A 14,992-nucleotide genomic window follows, 5' to 3' on the forward strand; every position below is an offset into this window, starting at 1 on the left:
TAAAATGGATCAGGTCATACGCTATCACGTTTGTTTATCCCGAACACGGCGATGACCTGATGTCTGCAAGTTACATTCCGGCATTAGTTCAACATCCCCTGTAACAGTGGTGACCAGTAATAAGGAATGACCTTTTTGGCGGTTATACCGTCAAAAAACGGGCTTGCCAGCCAGCCTGTCTCATTATTCGCTTTATACACTACACTACCTTGCGGATTGATACCGATAAGCCCACCGCTATTATCCACCGCATAAGATGACACCCCTTGCGGATACACCACCTTCTTAAACTCAAATGCCGAGTTGAAGTTTTTATCCTTGCTGGTAAATAATACTGAACCCGGGATATTATAAATTCTTCCGCTCTCACTCATTATTCGCATCAGAAAGTACTGACTCATATCCGGTTCGTCAAAAAACGCCACCGGGGTGATGCCTTCAAAAGCAAAGTGGCTAAATGCTTCTTTCTGCACGCAGGCTATCTTAGCCCGCAGCAGATAACACTGTTCTTTATTACCAAAGTAAGCATCGAGGATGGCTGCACGCTCCTGCGGCGACAGTTCCTGGTAGTGGCTGACTATCGGCCCTTTTATCGAGTCCCATGCGGGTAAGAAGGTATAGGCTTCGACTTTACCATTTTCATGAAAAGCAACTGGGTAGCCATTATAGACAGCAAGCGCCACGATGTTATCGTCGAACGCTTTAATCAGCGTCATCTGCTGTCCGTCAAAAAACAGCACTCTGTTTTGGCTGTCTAAAATCAACCCGCCTTTCTTCAGGCCAAAGGGCGCTTCGTTGAAAGCATACTCCAGAGTATGGACGATCAGCATCCGCACTTTAAATTTGTCGCCCTCGTTTTTTAAGGTTCTGTGGAGCTTTAATAAATAGGAAAGCTGAAAAGCATGACTCCCCTGCTCTTCAAATGAGCTATCGCACTCCGGATAGGATAACGACATGAAAATCCCATGGGTACATTTCACATGTTTAAACCCATCCATATGGCGGGCTTCGTGAACAAGGGTCATGGCGAGGCCTGAAACCGACGCCTCGCCATTTAATATGCACAAGCGCATGGTTTTGTCCGCTTTTTCGCTATCCAACACCACACCGCCTTCCTGAAACCCACAGATGTTCGCATTATGAGGCAACAGAATAATATTTTTGATTCTGCTCGCAATATATTCAAACGACTGTGCTTTGCCGGTATCAGACTGTTTCTTTGAGGGGATCTTTATTTTTGAAACGGTTTTAATCTGCTCTAGCGCCAGAATAACTTTGGCAAAATCGGCCTTATCGCAATTATCCTTAACGCTGTATTGCTTCACCTCTTTGCCCTCTTCATCCTGCGCACTGATCTTAAAATGCGCCAGCATCGCTTTGACCCGCTGGGGAGCGAGACATTTTCCCAGATCCGTGTCGGCTGCGTGGGAAAATGAAGCGCAAAACAACAAAGTCGCCATAACGAACACTCGGGGAAGTGATATCAATGATCTCATACCGTTCCCTCTTTTGACTTTAAAGAGTTGAGATAAATACTGTCAGTAACAATGTTGAAATGCTGGCTTTATTCAGCGTAGCCCACCCGTAGCAACTTCGATAGCCAGGAAAATGGTGTATCCGTTATGGGTTCTTGCGGTTCACTATTACGGAGTCAGGACACTAGCGTTTTCTGATTTCGGTGACATAGGCGATCGCCGCGTGTTCGACAAAATTGGGCACATCACGGTAAGCATCCTGCCCAATGGGGGAATCAAAAGCCGCCACTGCAGCCTCGATGGAGTCAAACCATAGTTCAGAGAAGCCATCTACCGGAGAATCCGGGTATTTTTCGCGATCGATAGGGTTGAGAACATAACCTCTGAGGCCTGGAAGCTGCAGCGCGATTTCCGTGTGGATATCCTGCCAATGTCTGACGAACGCCTCATAGCTTTGTCCCTTTTTGCGGGTAAGAAAACCAACATGTTTAAAGCCTGTTGTTGCTGCCATTTTCATTCCTTAACGGTAAGTCTGATGGGTAAATAGGATGGCAGCGAGTATGAGAGTTTTCTTTTAAGTGATAAATACGCCTTTAATTGCCAGTGTGTAGACTTAAATTCAACAATAGCTGTGCTATTTTGAGTGGCTTTATCATGCAGGTCGGCACCACATTGCATGTGGGTCTGCGGAGGAAAAGACCAGAGCGCGCATCCGCTATCTTCCCTTACCTATGAGCAAGGCACGTACTCATCAGATGGATATTTATGCGAAAAACAGATCACCTTGGCGGAATTAACGCTTTCGTCACTACCGCCCAGCAAGGGAGTTTTACTTCCGCGGCTGAAAAACTGGGGCTCACCAAATCTGCCGTAGGGAAAAGTGTCGGACGCCTGGAAGACCGCCTGGGATTGAAGCTATTTCAACGGTCAACCCGGCGCCTCAGTCTGACGCCCGATGGTGAAAAGTTTCTCGCAAGTTGTCAGAGCGCTATTGATATTCTGGAACAGGCTGAAGCTGAACTGACCTCTCATATCCGTCAGCCTTCAGGCCGGCTTAGAGTTGACTTGCCCGCAGCTTTTGGTCGACAGCGAATCCTTCCCATTCTGCTAGAAATTACCCGGCAGTACCCTGAGCTGACACTGACCGTTACCTTCAGTGAACGGTTTGTTGATCTTATCGAGGAGGGTATCGACCTGGTCATTCGCATTGGTGAACTGGCAGACAGCAGCGGTCTGGTCGCCAGAAGGCTGACCACACAAAAGCTAGTTATCTGCGCGTCGCCTGATTATCTCAAACTCCGCGGAGAGCCGGTTAATACGCAGGCGCTTAGTCAGCACCAGTGTGTGGTTGGTTTTCGGCGAAACCAGCCAATTTCATGGTTGCTGAAAGAAAGCGACGGTCAACTGGTACGCTTCACACCGCCACCGACACATGAATTCGGCGACGGCGACGCAATGCTCGCCGCGACGTTGAAAGGAGGTGGGCTTTCTCAGTTGCCGCTATGGCTGGTCAGTGAACACCTCAAGCGCGGCGAACTGCAAGAAGTTCTGGCGGGCCTTTCCGGAGGAGAAATGCCAATCAATGCGCTATGGCCAAAAAACCGCCAGCTACTGCCCAAAATCCGCTACGCGGTGGATACGCTGGTTAAGGCAGCAGAGGACGGTTTGCTGGACTGATTACTGACCTTGTGAGTTGTCTGGCCAGAATGGGTAGTCGGTATAGCCTTTTTCATCTCCCCCGTACATTGTCGCCCGGTCGATCTCCGTGAGCGGCCAGTGATTAGCCAGGCGTTCCACCAGGTCTGGATTGGCGATATAGGGCCGGCCAAATCCAATTAAATCCGCCTTTCCTTGCTGGAGATACGTTTCGGCTCGTGGTTTGTCAAATCCCCCAGCAATAATCAGTGGGCCGTCATAGACTGCACGAAACTTGTCAATGAATCCGGCAGGGATCGCCTGTTCGCCTAATGTTTTCTGATCGCTGAGGTGTACGTAGGAGAGTGAGCGTTGACTGAGTTCCTTCGCCAACAGCAGCCAGGTTTGCTCCTCACCATGAAAGGCGTGCATATCAAAAAGACGGCCAAATGGCGCCAGACGAATTCCTGTTTTGCCACTACCAATGGCCTGGGCGATGGCATCGGTGACTTCCAGTGCAAAACGAAGACGGTGATGTGGATTCTCCCCGCCGTATGCATCATCACGGGTATTTAACCCGCCATTGATAAATTGCTCAAGGAGATACCCGTTGGCTGCGTGGATCTCAACACCATCAAAGCCCGCCCGGATGGCATTCTTTGCTGCCTGAACATAATCAGCGATGACACCCTGAATCTCATCTATCGATAGCGCCCGCGGTTTCTGCACCGCAACAGGCCCCGGATGACCATTTTCATCCCAGGCGTAACAGGTGGCGTTTTGCGCCGCTACTGCCACGGAACTGACCGGATCCTGACCATCAATTTGCAACCCTGGATGGGAAATCCGCCCGACATGCCAGAGTTGTATATATATTTTTCCCCCCGCGTCGTGGACGGCCCTGGTCGTCAACGCCCAGCCACGGACCTGTTCATCACTGTAGATCCCCGGCGTGAACAGATACCCCTTGCCCTGTACGGAGATCTGCGCGCCCTCGGTGATAATTAATCCCGCGCTTGCCCGCTGCTGATAATACCTTGCCGTCAACGCATCGGCAGTATCAGTCATCGCTCGCGAACGCGTCATGGGCGCCATGACGATTCGGTTAGTCAGGGTGGTATCACCCACCGTAAAGGGTGTAAACAGTGTGTCCATTTTTCTCTCCTTTCATCAGGAAACAATAATGGCCGCTACCGCACCTCAGGAGAATACCTGTTTGCGCCGAACAGTGACGCCATAAATTCTACATTGCAGATCCAGCCCCCTGCTTTGCCACACCAAAGCCCGTGTGAGCGACCGCGCGGTAACACGCTGGCGACACAGGCAAAAAAATGGCGCGATTCATCGCGCCATTATGATATTCCCTGCTGACCCTGAGCTTAATGCTTTTCGATATACATCGTGCGGCTATAGGCCACGTCTTCCGGGTTGTTGATCGGATAACCTTTCAGCCACGGCTTAATTAAGCGGCCGTTGGTGTACTGATAAATTGGCGCAATCGGCGCTTTACTCATGATGATTTTTTCTGCCGCGTTATAATCATCATTTCGCGCTTTTTCCGAGGTTTCCAGCGCCGCCTGGTTCAGAATTTTGTCATAAGCCGGATCGTTAAAGCGGGAAATATTGCCGCTATGGGTCGACGTCAGCAGCGACAAGAAGGTGGAAGGCTCATTGTAATCCCCCACCCACGACGCGCGGATCACATCAAAATTCCCGGTGTTACGGCTATCGATGTAGGTTTTCCACTCCTGGTTCTGTAGCTTCACGTCCACGCCGAGGTTTTTCTTCCACATCGACGCCACCGCGATCGCAATTTTCTGGTGGTTTTCTGAGGTGTTATACAGCAGCGTCAGCTGTAACGGCCGACCCGGACCATAGCCTGCTGCCTGCAACAGCGCTTTCGCCTGAGCGTTCAGCTCGGCCTGGCTCATGCTTTCCATCTGCGAGGGCTGCGGGGTAAACCCAGCCGTCACGTCCGGAGTAAAGTGCCATGCCGGTTTTTCACCGGTCCCCAACACCTTCTCGGCCATGATACGACGATCGATGGTCATACTCAGCGCCAGACGTACGCGCTCATCGGCAGTCGGCCCCTTTTGGGTATTGAAGGCGTAATAGTAGGTCCCCAGTTGAGGCGGGGTGTACACCTGACCGGGAATATCTTTAAGTAATTTCTGGTACATGTTTTTCGGGAAGGACTCGGTGATATCAATATCCCCAGCCAGATAGCGCTTGGTCGCCGACGACTCCTGGTTGATCGGCACAAAGGTCACCTGCTGGATCACCGTTTTGCCATTATCCCAATAATGGCTGTTCGGTACGACCACCAGCTTCTCGTTCACCACGCGATCTTTTAAAACGTAAGCACCGTTGCCGATCAAACTGCCAGGCCGGGTCCAGTTGGCCCCGCTCTCAACATTCGCTTTCTGAACCGGATAGAAGGCGAAGCTGGCGGTCAGATTACTGAACCACGGCAGCGGTTTGTCGAGCTGTACGCGCAGGGTACGCGCATCGACAGCGGTGACGCCCAGGGTATCTGGCGCAGCCTTACCGTCGATAATACTCTGGGCATTGCTGATCCCCGCCAGCGCGGCGAACCAGGCGAATGGCGACGTGGTTTTCGGGTCGACCAGTCGCTGCCAGCTGTAGACAAAATCTTGTGCGGTAACCGGCGAACCATCGGACCAGCGCGCATTATCACGCAGGGTAAAGGTCCAGACGCGGTTGTCGTTGCTCTGCCAGCGGGTTGCAACGCCGGGGATAATATTGCCTTTTGCGTCCTGGTTGACTAAACCTTCAAACAGATCGCGAATGACCTGGATTTCCGGCAGACCAACGGCTTTGGCGGGATCTAGCGACGCGGGCTCATCTTTAATGTGCCGTACCAGCATCTGCTTTTCCGCTAATACGGTTCCCTGAGGGACATCCGCCGCCCAGGCAAGAGAAGAAACGCTGGCTAACCACAGCGCGCCGCATGTCAATGTGACAGGATACTTCATGAGATCCCCTTTAAAATAAAAGAACCAAAGCTGGCAGAACGATAATTATTTGTTTCATCATCGAAAATTGCAAACGGCTTATGAGAGAAAATTGACCTCTCTTCTGTTTTAACGGCGACAGGAAACTATTTGATTCCGGGACGCTTTTACACAACACTGCTGGAAATAACCTGCTAACAGGATGCCCTATGCCTCTTTCTCGTCCTCGCCCACTGCGCGGCGCCTTTCCGCCCGGCACACAACGCTATGGCCAGTCCCATCTTGGGGCGCCCCTGCTCTGGTTCCCGGCCCCGCTGGCGGAGAGCCGCAGCGGGTTGATTCTTGCCGGGACCCATGGCGATGAAAACGCTTCAATCGTTACGCTCTCCTGCGCGCTACGCACGCTAAAGCCAGAATTACGGCGCCATCATGTCGTGCTGGCGGTGAACCCTGACGGCTGTCAGTTGGGGCTGCGGGCCAACGCCCGGGGCGTCGATCTAAACCGTAACTTCCCGGCGGCAAACTGGAAAGAAGGGGAAACGGTGTATCGCTGGAATAGCGCTGCGGAACAGCGTGACGTGGTACTACTGACCGGAGAAAAACCCGGTTCGGAACCCGAAACCCAGGCGCTGTGCCAGCTGATCCACCAGATCCACCCGGCGTGGGTAGTCTCGTTTCACGATCCGCTGGCCTGCATCGAAGACCCCGGCCACAGTGAACTGGGGCAATGGTTGGCCGATGCCTTTACGCTGCCGCTGGTCAGCAGCGTGGGTTACGAGACGCCGGGCTCTTTTGGCAGCTGGTGCGCCGATATCGGCCTGCCCTGCATTACCGCCGAGTTCCCGCCTGTTTCAGCTGACGAAGCGACGGAAAAGTATCTGTCGGCGATGACTGACCTGCTGCACTGGCACCCTCAGAGGTGAAGCACGCCGGTGCTGAAATGCAGCGCCGGCTCAACATCTACCGCCAGCCAGGTTGGGCCATCCAGATCGGCAAAACGCGCCAGCGGTGCCAGCGGCAGCGCCGCAGAAATGGCTCGCGACGTGCAAAGCATGCAGCCCAGCATCCGTTCAAACCCAAGCTCCCCGGCTTCCTGAGCCAGAAACAGCGCTTCGGTCAGACCACCGGTTTTATCCAGCTTGATATTCACCATCTCATAGCGCCCGCGCAGCTGCGGCAGGCTGGCACGGGTATGGCAACTTTCATCGGCACAGACAGGTAACGGGTGAATAAAATTCTCCAGTGCCGCATCGTCGTCCGCCGGTAGCGGCTGCTCGAGCATCGCCACGCCAATATCCGCCAGCAGCTGGCAACGTGCCGCCAGCCCGTCACTGTGCCAGGACTCGTTGGCATCGACAATCAGCGTGGCCTGCGGGACCGCATTACGGATGGCAATCAGTCGTTCGCTGATCAGATGATTGTCCAGCTTCACCTTCAGCAGCCGGGCGCCGTTTTCCCACAGCGCAGCGGCGCTGGCCGCCATCTGCTCCGGACTACCAATCACTACGGTTTGCGCCGTAACCACCCGATTTGGCAGCCCCACGCCCAACAATTGCGGGATGGTTTTCCCGACGCTTCTGGCCTGCAAATCCCATAAGGCGCAATCCACGGCATTACGCGCCGCGCCGGCGGGCAATAGCTGCTGCAGCTGTTCGCGGGTGACGCCGCTTTCCAGCTGCTCGCCAATGGCGAGGATCTGCGCCATCACCGAAGCGATGCTTTCGCCATAGCGTGGATAAGGGGTGCACTCCCCGACGCCCTTCACGCCGTTCTCTTCCACTTCCACCACCACCACTTTTGCCTCGCTGCGGCTGCCGCGGGCAATCACAAAGGGGGTGTGTAAGGGCCAGGCTTCTTCATACACTCGCAGATTTCGCATTCCCAGGTTCCTCCAGGGGAAACAGTAAATAGGATTTGCCGTGCCGATAACGGATGTCATACACTACCGGTGACGTTAACTATATGTAAACAGGAAGATAAACATGTCACAAACCGTGCATTTCCAGGGCAACCCCGTTTCTGTTCAGGGCACCATTCCTCAGGCAGGCGCCGCAGCGCAGCCGTTTACGCTGGTCGCCAAAGATCTCTCTGACGTCGCGCTGAGCCAGTTCGCCGGCAAACGTAAAGTACTGAATATTTTCCCGAGCATCGATACCGGCGTGTGCGCGGCATCGGTACGTAAATTCAACCAACTGGCGTCCGAGCTGGATAACACCGTTGTGTTATGCATCTCTGCCGACCTGCCGTTTGCCCAGTCTCGTTTCTGCGGCGCGGAAGGCCTGAACAATGTTGTCACCCTCTCCACCCTGCGCGCTCCGCAGTTCCTGGCTGATTATGGCGTAGCCATTGCAGCCGGTCCGCTGGCGGGTCTGGCAGCTCGTGCTGTGGTCGTTGTTGATGAAAATGACCAGGTTGTCTACAGCCAACTGGTGAACGAAATCACCGAAGAGCCGGACTACGATGCAGCGCTGGCTTCGCTGAAAGGCTAATATCGCCCGCGAAACACAAGCCTCCGGTGACGGGGGCTTTTTTGTTTCTGTGGCGCTATTTCTGCGGCGCATAGCGCGAAATAAAGCGCGCGATCGCCGGGCCAGCAAGCAAAATGGTAAACAATCGCAAGGTCTGCATCGCCATAATAAACGACATATCGGCCCGCGTACCGGCAGCAATAATCGCCACCGTATCCAGTCCACCGGGGCTGGTCGCCAGATACGCGGTCATAAAATCAAGCGGCAATACCTGAGTCACCCCCAGCGCCATTAGCGCACAGACCACAATCAGGCCAATAATCGAGGCAATAATCTGCGGCAGAGTCTTGAGGGCCAGCAGAAAAATGGCCTTATTAAACTTTAGACCAACGCTCCAGCCAACCGCGGCATAAGCCAGTGCCAATAGCCATTCCGGCAGCTCCAGCATCAACCAGCCCTCACCTTGCACCAGCGCGCCAGCCAGCATCGGAAAGAGCATAGCACCGGAAGGAAAACGCATTTTCAGCCCCAGCCATCCTGCCGCGGCGGTCAGCAACAACGTACAGGGCAGTTGCCACGTAATGGGGGGAAACCAGACGATCTGCTGGCTCATCTCCTGCGCTTCTCCACCGAGGGTAAAGCGCACCACCAGCGCCGCGGCACCGGCCACAAACAGCACCCGCAGGTACTGCATTAAGGCCACCAGCCGCACGTCGGCGCCGTAATCCTGCGCCATCACTACCATCGCCGAGGCACCGCCGGGCGAGCTACCCCATGCTCCGGTCGCGCCGGGGAGTGAGCTATAACGTACCAGCAGCCAGCCGGTCAGGGCGCTGACGGCAAGCGTGGAGAACAGAATGAACAGCACCAGCGGCCAGTGCCCGATGAGCACGCTAAAAATCGAGGGGGTCAGCGTGCGGGCGATCATACAGCCGATAACGGCCTGGGCGGCGATAAAAAAAGGACGGGGTACCCGGATGTTGGCCCCGCGCAGGCTCAGGGCGATCCCGGCGATCATCGGCCCCAGCAGCAGCGCCGCCGGCAGATGAAGCCAGAACAGCAGCCATGAGAGTCCGGCAGAGAGAGCCAGCAGTTTCATCCACTGAAGCAGATGACCCGACGAAGTCGACATCCCTATTCCTGATAAAATGATTAAAATCTGAGTATATACAGAACGGTGCGAAAGACAGCCCCTTCGGCATCATTCACCGGCTGCCGGGCAGCCGGTGACCGACTTACTCCTCGCCTTTTTTCTGGCTGAGACCGTATTCGCGCAGCTTATTGGCGATCGCCGTGTGCGATACCCCAAGACGTTTCGCCAGTTTACGGGTGCTCGGGAAGCTACGGTACAGCTGGGTCAGCACGGAGCGCTCAAAACGACGGGTAATATCGTCCAGCGATCCCTCCATGGCTTCTTCGCCCACCGGAAGGGAGGCCGCATCGTGGTCCGGCAGCAAAATATCCTGCGGACGCATCTCGTAGCCATCAAGCTGAGTTAACGCACGGTAGACCGCATTCTTCAGCTGACGAACGTTGCCTGGCCAGCTGTAACGGGTCAACACGGTACTGAGATCGGCGGAGAGCTTCGGCCGCGGGATCCCCTGCTCATCAGCAAAACGGGCGACAAACAGTTCGGTCAGCGGAATGATATCCTGCGGGCAGTCGCGCAACGGCGGGAGATTCAGGGTCAGCACATTCAGGCGATAGTAGAGGTCTTCGCGGAATAACCCCTTCTGTACCAGCTCCACCAGGTTCTTCTGGGTGGCGCAGATAACCCGGACATCAACATGAACTTCGTGATCTTCACCGACGCGACGGAAGGTGCCGTCGTTGAGAAAACGCAGCAGTTTGGTCTGCATCCGCGGCGACATTTCGCCGATTTCATCCAGCAGCACCGAGCCGCCGTTGGCCTGCTCAAAGAAGCCTTTTTTGCCCTGAATGGCATCGCCAAACAGTTCGCTCTCCACCGCATCTTCCGGAATCGAGCCGCAGTTCAGTGCCAGATACGGTTTAGCCGCCCGCGGGCTGGCCAGATGACAGGCATGCGCCAGTAAATCTTTGCCAGTACCGGTATCGCCGACAATCAGCAGCGGCGCGCTCAGCATCGCCAGCTTACGGGCCTGCTCAACGACATGACGCATTTTCGGGCCGACGGCGAGAATCTGGCTGAAGGCGCTGGTGTCCTGGGTGGTCATGGTTTGCAGCTGGCGCCCCATGCGCACGGTCGAACGCAGCATCGCCACCGCCCCGGTCAGGACCCGTTCTCCGTGTTCACCTTCGAGGTACACCGGGGTGATTTCCAGCACGAAGTTCTGTCCGTTCACCACCACATGTTCGCTCAGCGACTCCTGCGGGCTGCTTTCCAGCCAGCGCTGGACGTTAAAATCGGTAATTAGCTGCGCAACCGGATGATTACGCAGCCGCTCCGGGCTTTGCGCAAACAGCTGGCAACTGGCGGGGTTCGCCAGTTCAACCTTGCCTTTAGTATCCAGCGACAGCACCGGCTCCGGCATCGCCACCAGCAGCGCGCTCAGCGCCAGGTGTTCACGCTCCGACGGCATCCACGGCACGGTACGCACGTCGGTCACGCCGGAAATACGGCGGATTTCCGCCATCAGGCTGCTGAAGTTGGCAAACTCCAGCTCGGCGAAATTGAGGTAAATTCGGCCAATAGGATCGATGTCAATGCCGCGTAAATCGATACCGCGTAGCACCAGCAAATCCAGTAATTCACGGGTCAGACCAAGACGGTCTTCACAAAAGACTTCAAGACGCATGGGAGTTTTCACCCTAAAAAGGCCAATGACGGATGAATAATAGGACAGTTATTTGCTGGCGTGAAGATAGCTGTCAACAAATATTGACAGCATGGCGGAAAAAGCGCCGTTATGGCGTAAAGATATCCGCTCACTGGCGCTTTGCCGGCGCGCGGAAACAAAAAAGCCGCCGGTTACCCGACGGCCCTGACTATTGACGTTGCTATCAGGTCTGAGGTTTACCCTTCTGCAACGTATCCTTGAGCTGGCCTATCAGCTCACGGCGGAAATCCCCCAGCCGCGGTTTATCGTCAGCGATCCACGGCAGCGGACGACACAGTTCCATGGCCTTAATCCCCAGCCGTGCGGTCAGCAAACCGGCACCGATCCCTTGTGCCGCACGCGCCGATAGCCGCGCCGCCAGATCCTGCGACATCCAGTCCATACCCACTTCTCGCACCAGCTCGCTGGCCCCGGCGAAGGCGATATTCAACAGCACCAGGCGGAACAGGCGCAGGCGGCTGTAATAGCCCAGTTCAATGCCGTACAGCGTGGCAATGCGGTTAATCAGCCGCAGATTACGCCAGGCGATAAACGCCATGTCTACCAACGCCAGCGGGCTGACGGCAATCATCAGCGTCGATTCTGCCGCTGAACGGCTGATTTCGCGACGCGCCTGGGCGTCGAGCACCGGCTGCACCAGCTGCGCGTACAGACTGACCACCTCGCGGTCATTCTGCGTCTCGTGGATGGCCGCATACCAGCGTTGTAATGCCGGATGCGCCTGATCCAGGCCGGCCTGCTGGGCCAGCTTCTCGCAAAATGCGCGCCCTTTGCCAACCGCATGGCTGTGCATCAGGTCTCGCGCCTCATCGCGCTCATGGGCGCGCTGGCGCAGACGCCATAAGCGCCGCCATTCGGTCGCTACCGAGCCGACGCCGGCGCCGACAATCAACGCCCCGGCGACGCAACCGCCAAGCGAGATCCAGTCCTGCGTCTGCCAGGCGGTCATGGTCCACTGTACCCCTTGGGCCACTACGCTGACGCCAAAGATCGCCAGCCCGGCGCTCACCATCCGCCGCCACAGGCTGCGTTTTGGCCGCAGCACCGACTCAACGACCGCCTCTGCTGCGCCCTCTTCTTCTTCCAGCGCGTCGATCCGTGCCGGGGCAAATTTCTCCGCCTCGACGCCATCAAAGGCGCGGGCCGATTTCAGAGCATCTATTTTCTCCGCTTCCAGCGGCCCGTCGAAGTCGATACGCGGTTTTATCGGTTCGCTCATCGCAACTTATCTCCAATCAAAAATTCAAGCGCTGCGTCCATGCGGATATGCGGCAGCGGCTTATCAACGTCCATCACCTGCGGACGGAAATTCTCAAACTGGAACCCCTGTTGTTGCCAGAACGCTTGACCCGGCAGGCGGGCCGGCACCTCGCCCGGATAGACCGTCAGGGGCTGACCGTCACTCAGGCGAGCGCCGCGCAGTGCGGGAATTTTCTCGCCGTTAACCTCGATTAACCCACTCTGCGTCGCCTGAATCGATGCCAGCCCAAGGCAATCCATACTGATGCCTTCGAAGGCAGCATTTTGCCAGGCATCCTGAATCAGCTGCTGCAGCAAAGAGACCATATTGCCATGCTGATCGACGGTGACGTGGTCAGCTTTGGTGGCGGCAAACAGCAGTTTGTCGATCACCGGCGAAAACAAGCGGCGGAACAAGGTCCGCTGGCCGTAATGAAAACTCTGCATCAACTGGGTCAGCGCCAGGCGCATATCGTTGAAGGCCTGCGGCCCGCTGTTCAACGGCTGCAGGCAGTCCACCAGCACGATCTGGCGGTCAAAGCGCAGGAAGTGATCTTTGTAAAAGCCCTTCACGACTTTTTCGCAGTAATACTTAAAGCGCTCGCGCAACATGCCGACGTTGCTGTGTCTGTCGGCCTGCGCCAGCTTCGCTTCTCCGATCGCGTCGACATCCGGCCACGGGAAAAACTGCAGCGCGGGCGCTCCGGCCATGTCGCCGGGCAGCACAAACCGGCCGGGCTGAATAAAGTGCAGCCCTTCACGTTTGCAGGCGTGCAGGTAGTCGGTCCACGCGGCGGCAATCTCCGCCAGGCGGTTTTCATCCGCCGGTGCCAGCGGATCCAGCCCTTCGCACAGCTGACGCCAGCGCGCTGACCACTCCGCACGATCCCCCTGCAACAGGCCGGTCATCTGCCGTGACCAGCTAAGGTATTCCTGGGCCAGCATCGGTAAATCGAGCAGCCATTCGCCGGGATAGTCGACAATTTCCAGATACAGCGTGGAGGTTTCTTTAAAGTGGCGCAGCAGCGATTCGCTGGAGCGGTAGCGCAGCGCCAGGCGAATTTCACTAACCCCGCGGGTCGGCGTCGGCCAGACCGGCGGTGAACCATACAGCTGCGCCAGCCCTTCATCATAGGTAAAACGTGGAATGCCGAAATCACGTTGCGGCACCCGTTTGACACCAAGCAAACGCTCTTCACGTACCGCGCTGAGCAGCGGCAGCCGCGCGCCAGAGTGAATATTGAGCAGTTGGTTTACCAGGGCGGTGATAAAGGCGGTTTTACCACTTCGGCTCAGGCCAGTAACCGCCAGACGTAAATGCCGGTCAACCCCACGGTTGACCAGCGCATTGAATTCTGTTTTGAGTCGCTTCATTGCCATCCTGTCGTGCGCTGAAGGAAAGTGCTTTTATTATAAGCTATTAGGTGAAGATAAGCAGAAAGTTCTGCTGCCTGTGCCGCAGACGCCAGGTACGCCTGCCCGGCCTTTTATTTCATCCCGCGGGCAAAGCGCTGGGCCAGACGACTGAGCACCGGCTCAAGGGCAACCGCCAGCAGCATTTTTAACGGTCTGCGCGCCACCGACTTCACCGCCCAGCCGGCAACACCGGCCGGCCCGTAGCGTAACGCCGTCAGCAGCACCAGCTTGCCCACGATTTTCAGACCGGGCTTCATTTTTTGTCCTGTTTGCTGCCATTTGATGTTCATGCGTGACCTCGTCGTTAAGCTACAGCTGGCGGAACCGACTGCGCAGCGTAAAAGTATCTGACGTGACGTAACGTTCCATTTCCCGCAGGCGGTGTTCACTGGTTGCCAGCTCTCTGTCCGCCACAGCTAACAGTTCACCGCTGGTGGGCATTTTCTCGCCATGCAGCTCGCTTTCCGGCATCGGGTCGAGAACGAAAGTCAGGATGATGTACGCCACCACCACAAAGAAAAACAGGCCAAATATCATCGCCAGCACGGTAATCAAGCGCACCAGTTTGACCGGTACATCCAGGTACTGCGCAATACCGGCGCAGACCCCTTTGACCATGCCAAGCTGCGGCACGCGCCAGAGTTTTTTGTTCAGATCCAATCCGCCCATTATTTTTCTCTCCAGTTCGGATGTTCGGCATCAAGAATGTCTTCCAGCGTCTGGATACGTTCGCGCATGCGCTTCGCATCATCGGTCAGCTGCAATAAACGCTGCTGTTCGTTCTGCGATAAACTGCCGCTGGCGCTGCGGTTGTTATAGTGCAGCCAAAGCCAGACCGGTAATACGAACAGCACAAACAGCGTCAGGGGAATGGCAATAAAAAGCGTACTCATGTGTACTCCTTACAGTGAGTGAACGGCGGCGCATGACCGCGCCGCAACACCTGTGCCTTCAGTCCGCTGGAA

Annotated in this window: 15 protein-coding genes; 3 read left to right on the forward strand and 12 right to left on the reverse strand. The window is 55.7% G+C overall.

The window, feature by feature from the left end; translation table 11 throughout:
* Positions 1–83: 83 nt before the first annotated feature.
* Both ACMYSP_RS01545 and ACMYSP_RS01550 read right to left on the reverse strand, forming a co-directional pair.
* Positions 84–1,460 (reverse strand): hypothetical protein, encoded by a 1,377-nt coding sequence (locus ACMYSP_RS01545; RefSeq protein ID WP_434585171.1) that lies wholly within the window; start codon positions 1,458–1,460, stop codon positions 84–86.
* Positions 1,461–1,659: 199 nt separating this feature from the next.
* Positions 1,660–1,986, reverse strand: coding sequence for an EthD family reductase (locus ACMYSP_RS01550; protein WP_434585173.1), 327 nt, complete (start codon positions 1,984–1,986; stop codon positions 1,660–1,662).
* A 254-nt stretch (positions 1,987–2,240) separates the two neighbouring features.
* On the opposite strand from ACMYSP_RS01550, the gene ACMYSP_RS01555 reads away from it, so the two are divergent.
* Positions 2,241–3,152 (forward strand): LysR family transcriptional regulator, encoded by a 912-nt coding sequence (locus tag ACMYSP_RS01555; protein WP_434585175.1) that lies wholly within the window; start codon positions 2,241–2,243, stop codon positions 3,150–3,152.
* On the opposite strand, the gene ACMYSP_RS01560 is transcribed toward ACMYSP_RS01555, so the two are convergent.
* Both ACMYSP_RS01560 and ACMYSP_RS01565 read right to left on the reverse strand, forming a co-directional pair.
* Positions 3,153–4,265 (reverse strand): alkene reductase, encoded by a 1,113-nt coding sequence (locus tag ACMYSP_RS01560; RefSeq protein ID WP_434585177.1) that lies wholly within the window; start codon positions 4,263–4,265, stop codon positions 3,153–3,155.
* Between the two features lie 224 nt (positions 4,266–4,489).
* Positions 4,490–6,106 carry a peptide ABC transporter substrate-binding protein gene (locus ACMYSP_RS01565; protein WP_434585179.1) on the reverse strand — a complete coding sequence of 539 codons (1,617 nt, stop codon included), beginning with the start codon at positions 6,104–6,106 and terminating at the stop codon, positions 4,490–4,492.
* A 188-nt stretch (positions 6,107–6,294) separates the two neighbouring features.
* On the opposite strand from ACMYSP_RS01565, the gene mpaA reads away from it, so the two are divergent.
* Positions 6,295–7,008, forward strand: a complete 714-nt coding sequence (mpaA, locus tag ACMYSP_RS01570) for a murein tripeptide amidase MpaA (protein ID WP_434585181.1) — start codon at positions 6,295–6,297, stop codon at positions 7,006–7,008.
* Here mpaA and ycjG read toward each other — a convergent pair.
* A complete protein-coding gene (gene ycjG, locus ACMYSP_RS01575; RefSeq protein ID WP_434585182.1) occupies positions 6,999–7,964 on the reverse strand; it encodes an L-Ala-D/L-Glu epimerase in 966 nt (321 codons plus the stop codon). The genes mpaA and ycjG overlap by 10 nt on opposite strands.
* A gap of 103 nt (positions 7,965–8,067) precedes the next feature.
* Between ycjG and tpx the strand changes: the two genes are divergently transcribed.
* Complete coding sequence (gene tpx, locus ACMYSP_RS01580) at positions 8,068–8,574, forward strand: thiol peroxidase (RefSeq protein WP_123754072.1); 507 nt, start codon at positions 8,068–8,070, stop codon at positions 8,572–8,574.
* Between the two features lie 55 nt (positions 8,575–8,629).
* Here the strand turns inward: tpx and ACMYSP_RS01585 are convergent, their stop codons facing one another.
* The 7 genes from ACMYSP_RS01585 to pspB all read right to left on the reverse strand — a co-directional run bounded on the left by ACMYSP_RS01585 (position 8,630) and on the right by pspB (position 14,920).
* Positions 8,630–9,685: an AbrB family transcriptional regulator gene (locus tag ACMYSP_RS01585; RefSeq protein WP_434585184.1), complete on the reverse strand. Its 1,056-nt coding sequence runs from the start codon at positions 9,683–9,685 to the stop codon at positions 8,630–8,632.
* 103 nt (positions 9,686–9,788) lie between these two features.
* Entirely contained in the window at positions 9,789–11,330 is a 1,542-nt protein-coding gene (tyrR, locus tag ACMYSP_RS01590) for a transcriptional regulator TyrR (RefSeq protein WP_123754071.1), read from the reverse strand.
* A 205-nt stretch (positions 11,331–11,535) separates the two neighbouring features.
* Entirely contained in the window at positions 11,536–12,591 is a 1,056-nt protein-coding gene (locus ACMYSP_RS01595) for a TIGR01620 family protein (protein ID WP_434585186.1), read from the reverse strand.
* Positions 12,588–13,985 carry a YcjX family protein gene (locus ACMYSP_RS01600; protein ID WP_434585187.1) on the reverse strand — a complete coding sequence of 466 codons (1,398 nt, stop codon included), beginning with the start codon at positions 13,983–13,985 and terminating at the stop codon, positions 12,588–12,590. The genes ACMYSP_RS01595 and ACMYSP_RS01600 overlap by 4 nt, the downstream gene beginning before the upstream one ends.
* Positions 13,986–14,098: 113 nt before the next feature.
* Positions 14,099–14,317, reverse strand: a complete 219-nt coding sequence (pspD, locus tag ACMYSP_RS01605) for a phage shock protein PspD (RefSeq protein ID WP_174508883.1) — start codon at positions 14,315–14,317, stop codon at positions 14,099–14,101.
* 19 nt (positions 14,318–14,336) lie between these two features.
* The gene (gene pspC / locus ACMYSP_RS01610) at positions 14,337–14,696 is read right to left on the reverse strand and encodes an envelope stress response membrane protein PspC (protein WP_434585188.1); all 360 of its coding nucleotides are present in this window, start codon (positions 14,694–14,696) and stop codon (positions 14,337–14,339) included.
* Complete coding sequence (pspB, locus tag ACMYSP_RS01615; RefSeq protein WP_123707669.1) at positions 14,696–14,920, reverse strand: envelope stress response membrane protein PspB; 225 nt, start codon at positions 14,918–14,920, stop codon at positions 14,696–14,698. Before pspB ends, pspC begins: the two co-directional genes overlap by 1 nt.
* Positions 14,921–14,992 lie beyond the last annotated feature (72 nt).

It is taken from the genome of Klebsiella sp. R390 (assembly GCF_051131745.1).
Classification (GTDB): Bacteria; Pseudomonadota; Gammaproteobacteria; order Enterobacterales; family Enterobacteriaceae; genus Klebsiella.